The sequence below is a fragment of the uncultured Methanobrevibacter sp. genome (assembly GCF_946184425.1).
Taxonomy (GTDB): domain Archaea; phylum Methanobacteriota; class Methanobacteria; order Methanobacteriales; family Methanobacteriaceae; genus Methanocatella.
In genome coordinates, this window is sequence record NZ_CAMHFP010000022.1 from 17,238 (window position 1) to 33,155 (window position 15,918).

General features: G+C 31.7%; 16 protein-coding genes. 15 read left to right on the forward strand and 1 reads right to left on the reverse strand.

Features of this window, described 5'->3' with window-relative positions; genetic code table 11:
• The 15 genes from Q0P94_RS06190 (at window position 1) to Q0P94_RS06260 (ending at window position 14,235) form a co-directional block, all read left to right on the forward strand.
• Window positions 1-891, forward strand: a complete 891-nt coding sequence (locus Q0P94_RS06190; RefSeq protein ID WP_295114811.1) for a formylmethanofuran--tetrahydromethanopterin N-formyltransferase — start codon at window positions 1-3, stop codon at window positions 889-891.
• Window positions 892-900: 9 nt separating this feature from the next.
• Entirely contained in the window at window positions 901-1,833 is a 933-nt protein-coding gene (locus tag Q0P94_RS06195; protein ID WP_295114813.1) for a carbohydrate kinase family protein, read from the forward strand.
• Window positions 1,834-1,866: 33 nt separating this feature from the next.
• Entirely contained in the window at window positions 1,867-2,694 is an 828-nt protein-coding gene (locus tag Q0P94_RS06200) for a 4Fe-4S binding protein (RefSeq protein WP_295114815.1), read from the forward strand.
• A 17-nt stretch (window positions 2,695-2,711) separates the two neighbouring features.
• On the forward strand, window positions 2,712-3,347 hold the full coding sequence (locus tag Q0P94_RS06205) for an HPP family protein (protein ID WP_295114817.1): 636 nt from the start codon (window positions 2,712-2,714) through the stop codon (window positions 3,345-3,347).
• A 491-nt stretch (window positions 3,348-3,838) separates the two neighbouring features.
• On the forward strand, window positions 3,839-4,636 hold the full coding sequence (locus tag Q0P94_RS06210; RefSeq protein WP_295114819.1) for an amidohydrolase family protein: 798 nt from the start codon (window positions 3,839-3,841) through the stop codon (window positions 4,634-4,636).
• Between the two features lie 13 nt (window positions 4,637-4,649).
• Window positions 4,650-6,362 carry a cysteine peptidase family C39 domain-containing protein gene (locus Q0P94_RS06215; RefSeq protein ID WP_295114821.1) on the forward strand — a complete coding sequence of 571 codons (1,713 nt, stop codon included), beginning with the start codon at window positions 4,650-4,652 and terminating at the stop codon, window positions 6,360-6,362.
• Window positions 6,363-6,601: 239 nt separating this feature from the next.
• A complete protein-coding gene (locus Q0P94_RS06220; protein WP_295114823.1) occupies window positions 6,602-7,594 on the forward strand; it encodes a uracil-xanthine permease family protein in 993 nt (330 codons plus the stop codon).
• Window positions 7,587-8,213, forward strand: a complete 627-nt coding sequence (gene upp / locus Q0P94_RS06225) for a uracil phosphoribosyltransferase (protein WP_295114825.1) — start codon at window positions 7,587-7,589, stop codon at window positions 8,211-8,213. The genes Q0P94_RS06220 and upp overlap by 8 nt, the downstream gene beginning before the upstream one ends.
• A gap of 71 nt (window positions 8,214-8,284) precedes the next feature.
• Window positions 8,285-8,686, forward strand: coding sequence for an EamA family transporter (locus tag Q0P94_RS06230; protein WP_295114826.1), 402 nt, complete (start codon window positions 8,285-8,287; stop codon window positions 8,684-8,686).
• A 192-nt stretch (window positions 8,687-8,878) separates the two neighbouring features.
• Window positions 8,879-11,011, forward strand: a complete 2,133-nt coding sequence (locus Q0P94_RS06235) for a nitrous oxide reductase family maturation protein NosD (RefSeq protein WP_295114828.1) — start codon at window positions 8,879-8,881, stop codon at window positions 11,009-11,011.
• Between the two features lie 120 nt (window positions 11,012-11,131).
• On the forward strand, window positions 11,132-12,256 hold the full coding sequence (locus tag Q0P94_RS06240) for a tocopherol cyclase family protein (protein WP_295114830.1): 1,125 nt from the start codon (window positions 11,132-11,134) through the stop codon (window positions 12,254-12,256).
• On the forward strand, window positions 12,253-12,951 hold the full coding sequence (locus Q0P94_RS06245) for a diacylglycerol/polyprenol kinase family protein (RefSeq protein ID WP_295114832.1): 699 nt from the start codon (window positions 12,253-12,255) through the stop codon (window positions 12,949-12,951). Before Q0P94_RS06240 ends, Q0P94_RS06245 begins: the two co-directional genes overlap by 4 nt.
• A 124-nt stretch (window positions 12,952-13,075) precedes the next feature.
• Window positions 13,076-13,351, forward strand: a complete 276-nt coding sequence (locus tag Q0P94_RS06250) for a 2TM domain-containing protein (protein WP_295114834.1) — start codon at window positions 13,076-13,078, stop codon at window positions 13,349-13,351.
• 3 nt (window positions 13,352-13,354) lie between these two features.
• Window positions 13,355-13,795, forward strand: coding sequence for a LytTR family DNA-binding domain-containing protein (locus Q0P94_RS06255; RefSeq protein ID WP_295114836.1), 441 nt, complete (start codon window positions 13,355-13,357; stop codon window positions 13,793-13,795).
• An 8-nt stretch (window positions 13,796-13,803) separates the two neighbouring features.
• Entirely contained in the window at window positions 13,804-14,235 is a 432-nt protein-coding gene (locus Q0P94_RS06260) for a DUF3021 domain-containing protein (RefSeq protein ID WP_295114838.1), read from the forward strand.
• A gap of 12 nt (window positions 14,236-14,247) precedes the next feature.
• Here the strand turns inward: Q0P94_RS06260 and Q0P94_RS06265 are convergent, their stop codons facing one another.
• A complete protein-coding gene (locus tag Q0P94_RS06265; RefSeq protein WP_295114840.1) occupies window positions 14,248-15,897 on the reverse strand; it encodes a hypothetical protein in 1,650 nt (549 codons plus the stop codon).
• Between the last annotated feature and the right edge of the window lie 21 nt (window positions 15,898-15,918).

Here is a 15,918-nt window from a genome sequence, read left to right on the forward strand (position 1 = left end):
ATGAAGTATTATAAGGTTGAAGATACATTTTTCGAAGCTTTTGAAGGTAAATATGTACGGGCTTTAATTACAGGACCTACCGAAGAAATTGTAAAAAGGGCAGCTTATGATTCAACTTCTACTCCAAGTGCAGTAATTGGGAGGGTTGAAGGCGGAGTTGAAGGATTTTTAGATAAAAATCAAACTCCTGATGGAAGATATGGGGCTGTTGTACAATATTGGTTGGGCAGTGATGATATCGAGAAATTTGCGTTTGAACTATCTTACAGATTAAGACAGGATGTTCTGGTCAAACCGTTTACACGCATATTTGATTACTCAGACTCAGACAGTGATGAATATATTGAAATGATGGACATTGTTGGCCACTGCGGTGATGGTTATGAATGGATTGTTGAGGAATACGGTAGAAAAATGATTAACGTTCCTATTGCAGTTCCTGATTTTCAAATAGAAGAAAAATTTAAAATAAATGATGGAATTATGGGAGGAAACTTCTGGTATTTATGTTCAACTCAGGAAGCAGTACTTGAGGCAGGGGATGCAGTAATAAATGCAATAATGGGAGTTGAAGGAGCTACTGCACCATTTGAAATTTGTTCTGCAGCTTCAAAACCTGAAACTAATTTCCCGGAAATTGGACCTACCACAAATCATGTTTATTGCCCTTCATTAAAGGAATCTTTAGGCGAGGAGTCTAAAGTTCCTGAAGGAGTTAATTATATTCCTGAGATTGTAGTCAATGCAATTGATGAGGAAGCTATGAACAAAGCCATTAAGGCAGGAATTGACGCTGCTTTGGAATTTGATGGTGTAATTAGAATATCTGCAGGTAATTTTGATGGAAAACTTGGAGATAAGAATATAAATTTATTAGATATCTTAAAGTAAGGTTTTAAAATGGAAATATATGATAGTGATCTTAATGCTGAAGTAATAGGATTCGGAGCCTTAAATGTTGATAGGCTCTATTCAGTAGATAAAATAGTTTCCCATGATGAAGAAAGTTTCATAACTGATGAAACAGATACACCTGGGGGTTCTGCAGCAAACACAATTGTGGGTTTGGCAAGATTGGGTTGTTCAACATCAATCATCGGAAAAATAGCTGAAGATAATGAAGGAGATATGATTGAATATAATCTGGCTATTAATGGTGTTTTCACAAACAATTTGATTTATTCAGAAAGCGGATTTACAGGAAAATGCATTGGTTTTGTTGATAAGGATGGTGAAAGGTGCCTTTACATATCTCCTGGTGTCAATGATGACATTAAGATAGGTGAAATAAATCCATTGAATATCATGAGATGTAAAATAATGCATTACACTTCATTTGTCGGAGATTCTTTCAAAACACAAATAGAACTTTTGGAAAAACTCAGCAAAGAAACTCTTTTAAGTTTTGATCCGGGCATGTTATATGTTGAAAAAGGATTTGATGAGTTAAAGCCAATTCTTGAAAGAACTGATATTCTTCTTATTAATGAGGCTGAATTAAGGTTGCTGTGTGATAATGATCATGATGATTTAAAAGAGTTAACCGTAGGTTTTTTAGATTTTGGAATTGACACTGTAGTTGTAAAACAAGGTTCTAAAGGTGTTTTTGCAATAAATAATTCTGAAGAATGTTTTGTGGAAGCGTTTGAATGCGATGTTGTTGACACTACAGGTGCGGGAGATAGTTTTAACAGTGGATTTTTATATTCATTTTTAAAAGGATATAATCTTGAAAAATCTTGCAGAATAGGAAATTGGGTAGCTAGCAGAGCTATTCAAGGTTTTGGAATGGATAAGTTTCCGACTGCAAAAGAATTAGAGGAATTCTTTTAAATTATTAAAATAAATTAGTTAGTTGGTAATAATATGAAAGTATCGTTTATAAAACAGATGAAAAATTTGGAACGTGAAGTTCTTTTGAAGTCTGTTGAGTTAGATGATGATGGGGATGATTTCCAATTTGAGCTGGATGATTTCAGTGCTCAGGAGGAGATTATCGCCGTTGCACCCAAATGCGTAAGATGTAATACCTGTGTTAAAGCATGTCCAGTTAATGCAATCGAACCAGCTAATATATTTAGAATAGCTAAAATAACTGATAAATGTGTTAAATGTGAAATTTGTGTACAGACCTGTCCGATTTCAGCAATTAAATTAATTGACAATTCAGTTATTTACGATAATGAGGAAGAAAGGGATGTTATTGAATACAGTTTGAGCAATGTCCGTTCTCCTCATAGGGTAGTTAGGATGAATAATATTTCAATTGATTATTCAATTGATAATAATTGGGATGATTGTGCTAATTTATGTCCGACAAATGCATTTACTCTTGAATTTAAAGAGTTTTTTGATGATTTAAATATGGATGTAAATATTGAATTAATTGAAAATGAATTATATCCATATATTAATGAGAAAATGTGCATTGGATGCGGAGCATGTGTTGAAATTTCATTAAATGACAATGCAATTGACCTTGATAGATATATCGGGCCTATAATCCATAGTAGGAATATTGATATTAATCATGATGCATGTGTTAACTGTTATTTATGTGAAGAGAACTGTCCGACAGGTGCTATTGAGTTAATAGATGGTGAAGTTGTTCTTGACAATGACAAATGTATTAGATGTGTCGAATGTACTCGTCACTGTCCTGTGGGAGCATTAAATAGAATTGAAATAGATTAAAAATAGGGGTTTTGTTTATGAAAGCAAAAGAGTTAATGGATAAAGAATTTGTATATTTGAACTGTGATGATAATGTTGTTGAAGTTTCAAAAATAATGGAGGAAATCAGACGTTTTACCTGTCCTGTAGTAAATGACAAAAAGCAATTGGTTGGATGGGTAACTTCCTTTGACATTACTAGGGGATTAAGGGAAGGAAATGAGAAGATTTCTGAAATCATGAGTGATTATGAAGAGATTGCAACTGTTCATGAAATGGATCCTGCAAGAAAAGCAGTAATTTTAACTGCCAACAATAAATTCGTTACAGTACCTGTTGTAAATGATGACAATCAGGTAATAGGTATGGTTAGAGCATGTGACATTGTAGAGTTATTGTCTGAATTATATGATATCAAAGTATTCAAGTTATATGAGGCAATGCAACATCAATTAAAAGGAGTTACCTGGGATGAATTGATGTCAGCATCTGCACTGGTTTCCAAAAAGACTACTGGTAAAAAGATTTCTGCAGAGGAATATGAAGCGAATATTATGGATGCAACTTTCGGTGAAGCTATTTGGGCTACTGGAGGTTTGGAAAAATTCTTTGCAGGTCTAATTTCTGTTGGTGAAATGGTTATTGCTCGCCGTGTAGGAAAAGCAAGAAAATAAACTTCATTGACTTCATATATTGGTGCTGGAAGATTTTTATCAATTTGATGCATACCCCTACCAAATAGCAAATCATTTGGTAAATAATGCTGATTCCATGACTTATGCATTTGAAATTGAAAATTAATCTTTCCATGAATTTTTTACAGGTCAATGTAAATTATTATTAACATAATTGATAAATCACAAAAGTTTCATTAAAATTTAAAATAAATGCATTAACTGGATTTGAATAGGGTTTAATGGGCTGATTTGTGATTTTTTCATTTTTAACTTTTTCAATGTTTTTTTTAAATTCATAATATTGATGATTAGTTTTTTTAAAGATTTTTTTTTAAAAGATTTAAAAAACATTCAAAATTAACCTATTTTCTCATGTTTTTTGGTATTTTTAATGATGTATATTCAAATAGGATTATACATTATTTTTATAAATGATTAAAAACTAATTTTTATCATAAATCAATTTTTTTGTAAGGCGGTAACTAAACATGCAAAAAGTAATAAATGCTCACTGTCATATTTATCCCGAAAAAATTGCCTCAAAAGCAGTTAAAGGAATTAGGGATTTTTATGATCTTGACATGTCCTTGAATGGTAAAATTGACAATCTCATTGAAGATGGTAGCAAAGTTGGTGTTGTTCATTATTTGGTTCATTCTGTTGCAACAACTCCTAAACAGGTTAGATCAATTAATGAATTTATCAGTAGTGTTGTAAAAGAAAATCCTGAACTTTTCACTGGTTTTGGAACACTTCATCCGGACAGTGATGATATTGAAGGTGATTTTGAACATTTAATTGAATTGGGTCTTAAAGGAGTTAAACTCCATCCTGATTTTCAACAATTTGCTTTAAATGAAGAAAAAGCTTTTAAGTTAGGTGAAGTAATTAATGGTGGTAATGTGCCTGTTCTAATTCATTGCGGCGATTACAGGTATAATTATTCAAATCCTGACCAACTCAAACCATTTCTTGAAAGATTTCCTGATATGCTTGTTATTGGTGCTCATTTTGCAGGTTGGAGTGTTTGGGAAGAAGCGACTGAAAAACTTGCAGGAACTCCTAATCTTTATGTTGATTTGAGTTCTAGTTTATATGAATTATCTTCTCAGGATGCAAAAAAATTCATTTATAAATATGGAGTCAATAAAGTTTTGTGGGGAACTGATTATCCTATGTGGGAAGCGGAAAGTGAAATGGAACTTTTCCACAATATTGGTTTGACTCCTGAAGAGGAAAACATGATTTTATATGAAAATGCCGCAAAAATTTTAGGAATTAAATAATTTCGGTGATAACTTGTATTCAAAAACAAAATTAGCTTTAATTTGTTTAATTTTTGTTTTATTTAACATTGCAGTTGTTTCAGCTAGTGATGTTAATTCAATGGATTTGTCATTAAATCTTGATAGCGATACGATTGCCATAAACGAAAATTCAAATGAATTAAATTGTCCTAATGATAATGAGGTAATTTCCTCAATTAATGATTCTGCTTTGAAAGAATCAGATAATGATTTAATTAATCAAAATCTGAATGATGATAACCTTTCTGTTTCAAATGAATCAGTTAAATCAGATACTACAATTACAGCTGTCAGCAATATGGTAATTAAGGGAAAATATTTCCAGATTTATCTTAAAGATTCAAATAATAAAGCACTTAAAAATATGAATGTTACATTTACATTTGATAAAGTAAAATATAATGCAGTTACAAATGCAAATGGAGTTGCAAGTCTTAAAATTACAAAAAATATTGGAACATATTATGTTTCAGCTTCATTTAATGGCAATAATGACTACAAGTCTGTTTCTAAAACATTTAAGATCACTGTTCCTAAAACAGTTTCAATTATCATTGGAAATGATAAATTGCTCACCAATGGATATTTGAAGATATACTTGAAAAGCAGTTATGCAGGAGCAATTTCCGGCAAGGCATTAACAGTAACTGTTGGAAATAGAAAATGCACTAAAAAGACAAATTCCGAAGGAATTCTTGTAGTTAAACCAAATTTAGATACAAAAACTTATACGGTTACTGTAACCTTTGAAGGAACCAGTGATATTGCTAGCGCATCAGCTTCAAAAAATGTCACTGGAGTGAAAGGCAATGCAAGAAGTCCGTTCTTGTCTTATGTTCCATTAAAAAATGGTGTTCCTGATTTGGATTACATGACTGCAGGTTATGTGATGGGTGACGGTGATGCCAGTTACACTCTTTTAAAAGCACAATATTTGGAAGTTATTAAAAGGGACAGTTATTGTTTATACTTAAATAAGAAATTAACTAAATATGTCTTTTTTAAAACTAAAACTGCTCCAAATTATATTCACATGATTTCTCGTGAAAAATGGAATGTAATTGAAAGAACAATCAATACTATCATTGTTTTAAAAAATAAATATAATTACTGGCCTGCGCAGGTTTCCGTAAATCTTAAAGGAAAGGCATACACTTATCCTGAAGTTAGGGATGAGCAGGATACTGGTTATACCTGCGGTCCAACTTCCTGCAGTATGTGTAGCCAGGTTTTAAGAAACTATGTTAATGAATGGCATTTGGGTGTTCATGCAGGTACCAATTCATACGATGGTTCAAGCACTAGCGGTTTGAAAAGGGCTTTGGAAAAATTTAATATGAAATGTGTTTATTATTATAAAAGTACATTTAATGTAGCTTTGAAAGCTCTTAAAGCGGGAGGATGTGCTTTGGTATTCCATACTTGGGGACATTATGTGTCTATTTTAGATATTAGTGCGGACGGTAAAAAGGTTTTAGTCGGTAATCCTTCAGGAGATTATAATCACGGCAGTCATGGCATGCCTACTAATTGGTTAACTGTTAATTATGTGAAAACTTGTTTCAATAATTATGATACTTCAGGATTAATTGTTAAACTTAAATATAATTTAAATAAAGCAACCCAATCTAAAATTAACAGGTTCTACTCTAATATGGGTGGATGGACAAGAGCGAATACAAATGAAAGAATTCCTCAATTATAGTTTTGGGGAATTTTTATACTTTTTTTAAATTTATTTTTTTTTTCATCTATAATTACAAAGTATTTTATAATTTTATTCAGATATATAATATTAATCAAATATTTTTAAAAGGAATTTGAAAAAATATTATATGATATTTAAATAAATTTAGTTTATTTATTAATGTATTCAATAATATTTTGGATTATTTGGCATTTCTTTTAATATTTTGATATAAATATTGACTTTTTGTGATAAATATGGTGGAAGAGAATAGTAATATGCTGCTGGGAACTGGTGATAAACCAACTGCAATCAAATGGGTTTTACTGGCTATACAGCATGTTTGTGCAATGTTTGGAGCAGTTGTAGTCGGACCAATGATTATGGTAATAGGTTTATCACTTGCCCCAACCGCTATTTCTGAAATCGGTTTGGATTTAGCGGTGGTTCCATGGACTCATTTGCTGGTTGCTTTTGTTTCATTTTTAGTAACTGCACTGGTTGCAGTTCGTGGAAAAGGAATCTTGCAGGTTATTCCATTTTTAGTAGGTATTGTAGTTGGTTATATTGTAGCGGCTGCTTTAGGTATGGTTGATTTTTCACAGGCACTAACCGCCCATGTGTTTGAAATCCCTAAATTTTACCTGCCGTTTATGAATTATAATCTAAATTTTGCAGCAATTCTAACAATAGTTCCAATTGCACTTGTAACAATGGTGGAACATGTTGGAGACCACAAAGTATTAAGTGAAATCATTGGCCGTGATTTAATCGAAGATCCGGGTCTTCAAAGAACCTTGCTTGATGATGGTCTTGCAACATTTCTGGCAGCGTTCCTTGGCGGTCCTGCAAACACAACATACGGTGAAAATACTTCTGTTATCGGAATGACACGTGTTGCATCTACTTATGTAATAGGTCTTGCTGCAATTATTGCTATAATATTTGCATTCTCAGGACATCTGACTGCACTTTTAACCGCAATTCCACAACCTGTTTTAGGAGGTATATCCGTATTGTTATATGGATTTATCTGTGTAAATGGTTTAAAAATATTAATCCACAACCAAGTGGACTTTAATAATACTAAAAATGTAGTTGTTGCTGCAACAATGCTTGTTTTAGGATTAGGTGGTGCAGCATTATCTGTAGTATATGCTGACTTGTCAATATCTATTTCTGGGATGTCTCTAGCAGCAATAATTGGAGTAATTTTAAATCTTTGCATACCGGAGGAAAATCATGAATGAATTTGTATTGAATCATCCGTTAATAACTCATAAACTAGCAATCTTAAGGGATATAAACACAGGAACAAAAGAATTCAGAGAATTAGTAACAGAAATTTCAACAATTCTAGTTTATGAAGCTATGTGGGATGCTAAATTGGAAAAAACAACAATTGAAACTCCATTGGAAAAAATGGATACTGGAATGTTGAATGAAGACAATTATGCAATTGTCCCAATACTGAGAGCAGGGATGGGAATGGTTGATGGTGTGTTAAATGTTATTCCAAATGCAAAAATAGGTCACATTGGACTTTACAGAAACGAGGAAACATTTGAACCGGTCGAATATTACTACAAAATGCCAGATGGAATTGACAAAAGAGAAGTTATTGTAATTGACCCTATGCTTGCAACAGGAGGAAGCGCATCAGCAACAATATCCAGACTTAAACAGGATGGAGTTACAAAAATAAAATTATTATGTATTGTAGCAGCACCGCAGGGTATCAAATGCATTGAAGACGATCATCCAGATGTTAAAATTTTCTGCGCAACAGTTGATCGGGAATTAAATGAAAATGCATATATCCTACCTGGTCTTGGAGACGCCGGTGACAGAGTGTATGGTACAAAATAGTGAAGTTTGACTTCACTTTCTTTTTCTTTTTTTGGTGATTAACTTTGAATTGGAATTTGATTTGGCCCATTTTGATAGTTATTTTGGCAAATACATTTTATAACATTTGCATGAAATCAATGCCGGGGGATGTGAATCCATTCGGTGCGTTGATGGTCACTTATTTTGTAGCGGCATTAATTTCGGCGATTATTTTCATATTTATGGTTGGTCCTTCAAATGTCCTCGTTGAATTGTCTAAGATTAATTGGACTTCAATAATTCTTGCGATAGCTATTGTTGGCCTTGAAGTGGGTTATGTTTTTGTCTATCGTACTGGTTGGGCAGTAAGTACTGCAAGTGTAGTTGCAAATATAGGCCTTGCCTGTGTATTGTTGGTTGTTGGATTTTTATTGTACTGGGAAAACGTTTCAATTAAACAGATAATTGGCATTTTTGTTTGCATGTTTGGTTTAGTTTTAATTAATATCTGATTTAACGATATTACTTTTTTATATATCCATTTTCTTTTTTTTTAAAAATATTATTTTTTTCTACCTTTTTTCATAAAATAATTAATTTAAATTGAAATTAGTCAATAATATATACTATTAAATATTATATATTTTATATAAGGTTAATTATCAATAATTAATTCTTACTAATCGATATGAAGGAGGTGAAAAATGAATAGAAAAGCTTTAATTGTTGTATTGTTTATAGTGGTTCTGTTTAGCTTAAATTTCAGTGTGGCTCATGAAATGGATAACTCTACAAGTAACGAAGTATTTGTTGCATCGGATGAAGCTGTTTCTTCTACAGTTGATTCCAATCAAAATATTTTAAATGCATCCTCTGCAGTAAAAACACAGATTAATGTTGAAAGTAACACAACTTTTGATGTGGTTGGTGATTATTTCAAGGTAAAACTTTCTGATGTGAATGGTAATGCCTTGAAAAATACCAAATTGACATTTGCTATTTCGGGAACAACCTATGTTAGAAACACTGATTCAAACGGAATTGCTTCACTGCAACTTAGATTAAATGATGGAACTTATAAAATTACAACAAAATTTGCAGGAAATTCAAATTATAAATCTTCCTCTTTAACAACTGCTATTAAAATGACCAATACAAAAGTTGTTGATGTAGGATTAAGTAATTCTGAAATTCAAAATATTATTGATAATGCAAAGATAAATAACATCATTCTATTTAAGGGATTAAGCTATTCAAATATAAATTTGCTAATAACAAAAAGCTTAACATTGATAAGTAATGTTAATACTGTTTTGAAATCTGGTTCTGGTCCGACAATCACTATAAAAGGCAAAAATGCGTCTCTTACTACTATAAATGGATTTAACATTCAAAGTGGAGGGGATGGCATTGTGGTTACTGGTGCAGATTATGTAAAAATCATTGACAATGATATATCCGGAAAAGGCAATGGTATTGTTTCAATAGGAACCAAATATCTAAATGTTACCAAAAACAGTATTGTTAAAAATTCTAAAAGTGGGATTGTTATAGCAGATTCCGGTTCTACTTATGTATTTAACAATAAAATATCCAATAACGGTTTGGATGGTGTAGGTATTTCTAAATCTAATAAAGTTTATATTCATGGAAATATTATTTCAGGAAATGACCGACATGGAGTTTATGTGGATAAAACTGTTAATGGTGTAAACTATGGTGAAGGTCCTAAAAACATTTACATTAACAAGAATACTATTGAAAATAACAAGCAGGATGGTATTCTGATACAAAATGCTGGAGACAACATAAATATTAAGTCCAACAGCATTGAGTCAAATAAAGGAAATGGTATTTCAATAGCTCATATTGGGGATAATTCAATCCAGTCAAATGTAATAACTGACAATTATCAGAATGGTATTAAATTTTTTGATAGTTATATAAAGCCAAAAAATCAGGTTATTAGTTATAATGCAATCTATTTCAATACTCATATGGATGTTGAAGCTAAAGATACATATTATCAGGACACTGGTAATAGATTAGAGATTGGAGATAATTGGTATACTGATTTTGCCGGAATTTGTCCTAAGATTAGGTCAAATAATATAAAATTTGTTGTCACTCAGGTAGGCGCAAACAAATTTCAAGCATCTTTTTTAGATTCCAACGGCAACATTGCTAGTCTTCTTCCGGACAGGACTTTAAAATACAAAACAAATAATGGTCAAACATTAAGCATTACCATAAAAGGTGGAACTGGTGTATTTACCGTTAATGGAAGGGATGGCGATATTGTAAAAGCAACAGTTGATTATTCCCAAAGGAATAATGCTTATGATTCAAAAACAAAAGATGTTCCTTCATCAAATGGACAGTCACCAAGTTATGTTTATCCTTCTATTCCTGATTATCAAATCTATGAAGACATTGGTAATGGTGGTGGAAACGGTAACGGCAATGGAAATGGTGAAGGTTCTAGTGGAAACGCTAATAAAAGTAATGGATCTTTCACACAGGTAAACAGTGACAATACTGTAAACAGTACTCAAAGCCAACAATCCAGTCCTAGTAGCAATGCAAATAATCAGGTCAATGATGTTTCACAAAGTTATGATACTTCAGAAACTACTTCTCAGGAAAGTGCTTCTGAAGCAAGTGCTGGAAATTCAGGTAGTCCGGGATCCCAGTCCCAATCTGTTGTAAAACAAATTGTACTTGATGAAGAAGATATCTACAGAGTCACAGGAACTGCATTGATAATATTGTTGATAATTTTAACAATTTGTTTTTATTATCGTGACGATATTAAAGAAATGAATTCTAAAAGATAATTTTTCTTCTTATTTTTTTCTATTTTTAATTTATTTTTCTTTATTTTCACTCTTTTTAATATAATAAATTATTTAATACATTTTTTATATATAATATACTATCATAGCTTTGGAGGAGTAATGATGAATAAGAGTGATTTAAAAAGAGATTATTATATGTTAAAAGGACCACTTGCCAAAAAGGGTTATGATTGGTGGTGGCATTCTTTAACTGCATATAATAAAAAAACTGGTGAAGAAAAACCTTTTTTCATTGAATATTTTGTATGTAATCCTGCTTTAGCTGAAGAAGAACCTACACTTGGACAATTGCCTGAAAACCAAAAAGCAGGTAAAAAACCATCATATTGTATGATTAAAGCAGGAACTTGGGGTAAAAACCCAAAACAGATACATAATTTTTACTCAATGAAATACTTTGATTGCCCTGACGATAAATTAAACATTCAGGTTGGAGATTGCAGTTTAACAGAAACTCATATGAGTGGATTTGCAAGAGTTAGTGAAGAGGATGCTATAAATCACCCGGAATACATGTCTGATGCAGGGGACATGATGTGGGATTTGGATATTGATAAGCAAATCACTTTTAATGTGGGTTATGGTGCAAACTCATTTTTCAGAAAGTTAAATGCATTTGAAATGTTTTGGCATGCAGAAGGGATAAAAACTCAATACAGCGGAACTATATGGTTAGATGGTGAGGAATATGAAGTTATTCCTGAAAAATCATATGGTTATGCTGATAAAAATTGGGGAGGAGACTTTACCTCACCATGGCTTTGGATTTCTTCATGTAATATAACAAGTTTAATCACTGGTAAAAAATTAAATAATTCCGCATTTGAAGCTGGTGGGGGAAGACCAAAGGCATTTGGAATTGAAATTCCGCGTAAACTGTTAATTGGATTTTATTATGAAGGAACAATGTATGAATATAATTTTGCAAGATTCTGGAATCTTGTAAAAATTGACTTTGACTTTGAAGAAGGCGAAGATGTTAATATCTGGCACATTAATGCAAGTAATAAAAACTCAAAAATGGAATTGGTGCTTTATTGTAAACGTGATGAAATGATGTTGTTCAACTATGAAGCTCCTGATGGTCAGAAAAGACACAATCGTTTATGGAATGGTGGAAACGGTTGGGGTGAAATCAAATTATATAAAAAAGATGGCACTTTAATTGATCATGTAAAAATAGAAAATGCCGGTTGTGAATATGGGGAGTATGATGACGAATGATATTCTTTGATATTCTTGCATTAATCATTGTATATGTTTATGTAGCTGTTATTTTCGTAGTGGCTGAAATGGTTTTAAAGACTCGGCCGGAAGTTTCACGTAAATTTTTGCATATCATGGTAGGTAACATGATATTCGCCATGCCATTTTTCTCAGATCCCTGGGTTATGGTTTGGTTTTTAACACTGCCGATTACAATAGTTTTATTCTTCCTGACAGAATACTCTCCAATTAAAATTGAAAATAGCGTAACTGAATCAGGACATGCATTAGGCCTATTCTTCTATGCGGGAATTTGGACAATACTGATTGCAATATTTGCTACAATCGCTCCTGCAAAGGACCCTAAGTTTTTCATATGGATTGTTGCATTAGCTATTGTCCCAATGGTTTATGGAGACGGATTCGCAGCCTTAATAGGTCAAAAATTCGGTAAAGTAAAATACACAATCTTTGGAGGTACAAAATCTCTTGAAGGATCACTTACAATGTTTGTAGTAACAACCGTGATGAGTGTATTTGTATGGATGGTTTTTACTTCAATCGGTTGCACAATGCCTGAATTCAATATTGTTTATATAATAATGATATCAGCCGTTGCGACATTGTGTGAAGCATTTAGTTATGGTGGAATTGATAACTTGACAGTTCCTGCAGTAACTTCAATTTTATATTATTTGGTGGCTGTATTATAGTCACCATTTTCAACTTCTATTTTTTGCATTTTGATTGCCATATTCTGCATCTTGGCAACTTTGATAATTATCCATTTATATATACTTTAACTAAGTATTATTATCGATAAAAAAGGTGATAATGATGTCAGATAATTTAAGAGCAAGAGCAGAAGAAAGGGTTAATTTAAAAATTAAATTTTTAAGAAACTTAAAAGCATATATAATTGTCAATGCAATATTATTTATTATAAATGCATTATTTTCACCAAGTTTCTGGTGGGTAATGTTTCCAGTATTTTTCTGGGGAATAGGAGTCCTTGCGGACTTTTTGAAAGCATATGTATTTGTAGACAATTTTGATAGCGATGATTATAGGGAACGTAAAATTCAAGAAGAAATGGAAAAATTAAGGAATTAAATTATGAAGGTAAATTTATTTGTTTCAAGAGATATTGAACATCCTCATGCTGATATTCATACTAATGAGCTAACTGATAATATTACTAAAGCGATTAATATCCTGGAAAGTGAAGATCAAAATGAAATGTTGGCTGTAAAAAATGGTTCCGATATTACTCTTTTAGAACTGCAGGATATTTTCATGTTTAGAGTTGAAGATAAACAGGTTAAAGTTTTTGCTGAAAATAATGAGTATACCGTTAAAAAGCCATTATATCAGGTTGAAGAGAATTTAACTAAAGATTTTGTCAGAATTTCAAAAACAACAATTGTTAATCTAAAAAAAATTGAAAGAGTAGCTCCATCACTTAAAGGAATGATGTTCATACAGTTAAAAAACGGTTTGAAAGATAATATCTCTAGAAAATATTTGCCGGACTTTAAAAAAGCATTGGATTTATAGGTGTTATAATGGAATTTGCAGATATTTTTAAAAGCTTAGCTTTAGGTGCTTTTGTTGGTTGTTTTATCGGACTGCTGGTTGCAGTTTTAATTTCTCTTCAGGTGGGTCCCCAATACATTAGTTTTTCAGGTGTGGATATCATAAATTTATTCTTGGGATGTATTGTTGCAGGTTGGGGCTTTTCTTTAACAGGTTTGATTTATGAAAAAGAAGATTTGCCATTGCCTTTTCAAATAATCTTTCAAATGGGTATAGGAATGGCTGTTTTATTTAGTATTGCAATTTATTTAAAATGGATGCCTATTACTTTAGGAGTAGGTCCAATATTAACCTGGGTAGGTATTGCATTTATATTTGCAGCAATTTTCTGGTGTGGTTTTTATATTTACTATTATTTGCTTGCTAGAAATTTAAATAAAAAAATAGTGGATAGTAAATAGCATTTGGGCTATTTACCATTTTCTTTTATATCCAATTGTCAATAAGATTAACACGATGCATATTATTGTGACAATATATTCTAAATCTAAAGTGCTGTTTTTTGAAACAGAATGTGTGGTTTCATTTAATTCATAAGCTTTTTTGTCTTCACCTTGTGATGTTGAATTTTCAACTACAATTTGGGAAGTTGTATCACTATTGCTTAATTTAGAAGTTGAATTAATACTATCTGATTCAATCAAATTATCATTGGTATCGTTAGTACTTTTTGAATTAATCTCTTCTTTTTTATTCACATCTTTTTTTTCGTTCGTATTGAATTTTTCAGTAACATCTCTGTTTTCATTTGTTTTTGAATTTTGATTATTATTGTTTTTTTTATTTGCTTCTTTTGCATCATCAAATTGCTTTTTAAGTTCATTTAATGAGTTATCCTTGAAGTAATTTCCAAGTAAATCACTATATTTGGTGAGCAAATCAACATTCAAATCTGCAAATAAATTAGATTTAATTGTGGATGTTACTTTACTTCTTGGAGTTACATTGTTCGGATCCACGACTGAGGAATCATTAGGATTTTCATCACCCCAATCATTATCATTAAATTGAGTATATAAGTTGTAAGAATCCCACCATTTGATGAATATTTCTTTACCGTACGGGGATGTATTATTGGTTATCAAGTTATTGTGGATATTGATAACTGTTTTTGTATCATACATCGGTTGCTGGATGTAAAATGAACCTCCAGTTTCTCCACCATCATTATTCACAATAATGGAATCTTCAATATTAATATTTCCAGAAACCATAACTGCTCCTCCATTGGTTCCTCCGGTATTGTTCATAAAAATACATCTCTGAATATTAGACTCACCAGACCAACTGTAATATGCTCCTCCCCATTCGTCAGCATGATTGAACATAAATATGCAATCTTGAACATCACCGTATCCAAAAACACTAACTCGTATTGCTCCTCCATCTCTTACGGCAGAGTTATTTATAAAAACACAATTATAAATGTAAGAATTTGCATAACAGGTAGTAATTGCACCTCCGTCATGGTCTGCATGGTTATTGATAAATAATGAATTATTTACTAATAAATAACCTCTGTTCTGTTTAGTACCATAATTGGAAATGCCTCCGGCATTTGTTTTATCTAATGCAGTGTTATTTATAAATATACAATTATCAACTGTAGCTCCACCAGTTTGTATGGAGATTGCTCCTCCAAAATTATCTGTTAATCCATTGATGAAAGTGATATTTTTAAAGGTCACATGGACATCTGGGTTTCTTATAAGAAAAATACTTGATTTTTCTTCACCATCAATAATAATATCTCTTGGATTGCCGTTTCCTTGAAGAGTAATATTTTTTGTAAGCTTAATGTTGTGAATTTTGTATGTTCCAGGTTCTATTAATATTTTGTCTCCAGGATTACAATTATTGATTGTGTTCTCCAAGTCAGCAGAAATATCTTTTAAATTAGAAGTTTCTAGGGTATTGGGTGCATATCTTACATATTCATTTGTTTGACTAATTACATCTGTATTTTGTGTGCTATTGTCAATTGCATAAATTGATGTTGTAGTGAGAAATATAATTAGTATTGATGTGAAAATAAGAAAATGTCTGATTTTAATTGTTTTCACCTCCCTTCAAATCAATCAAGA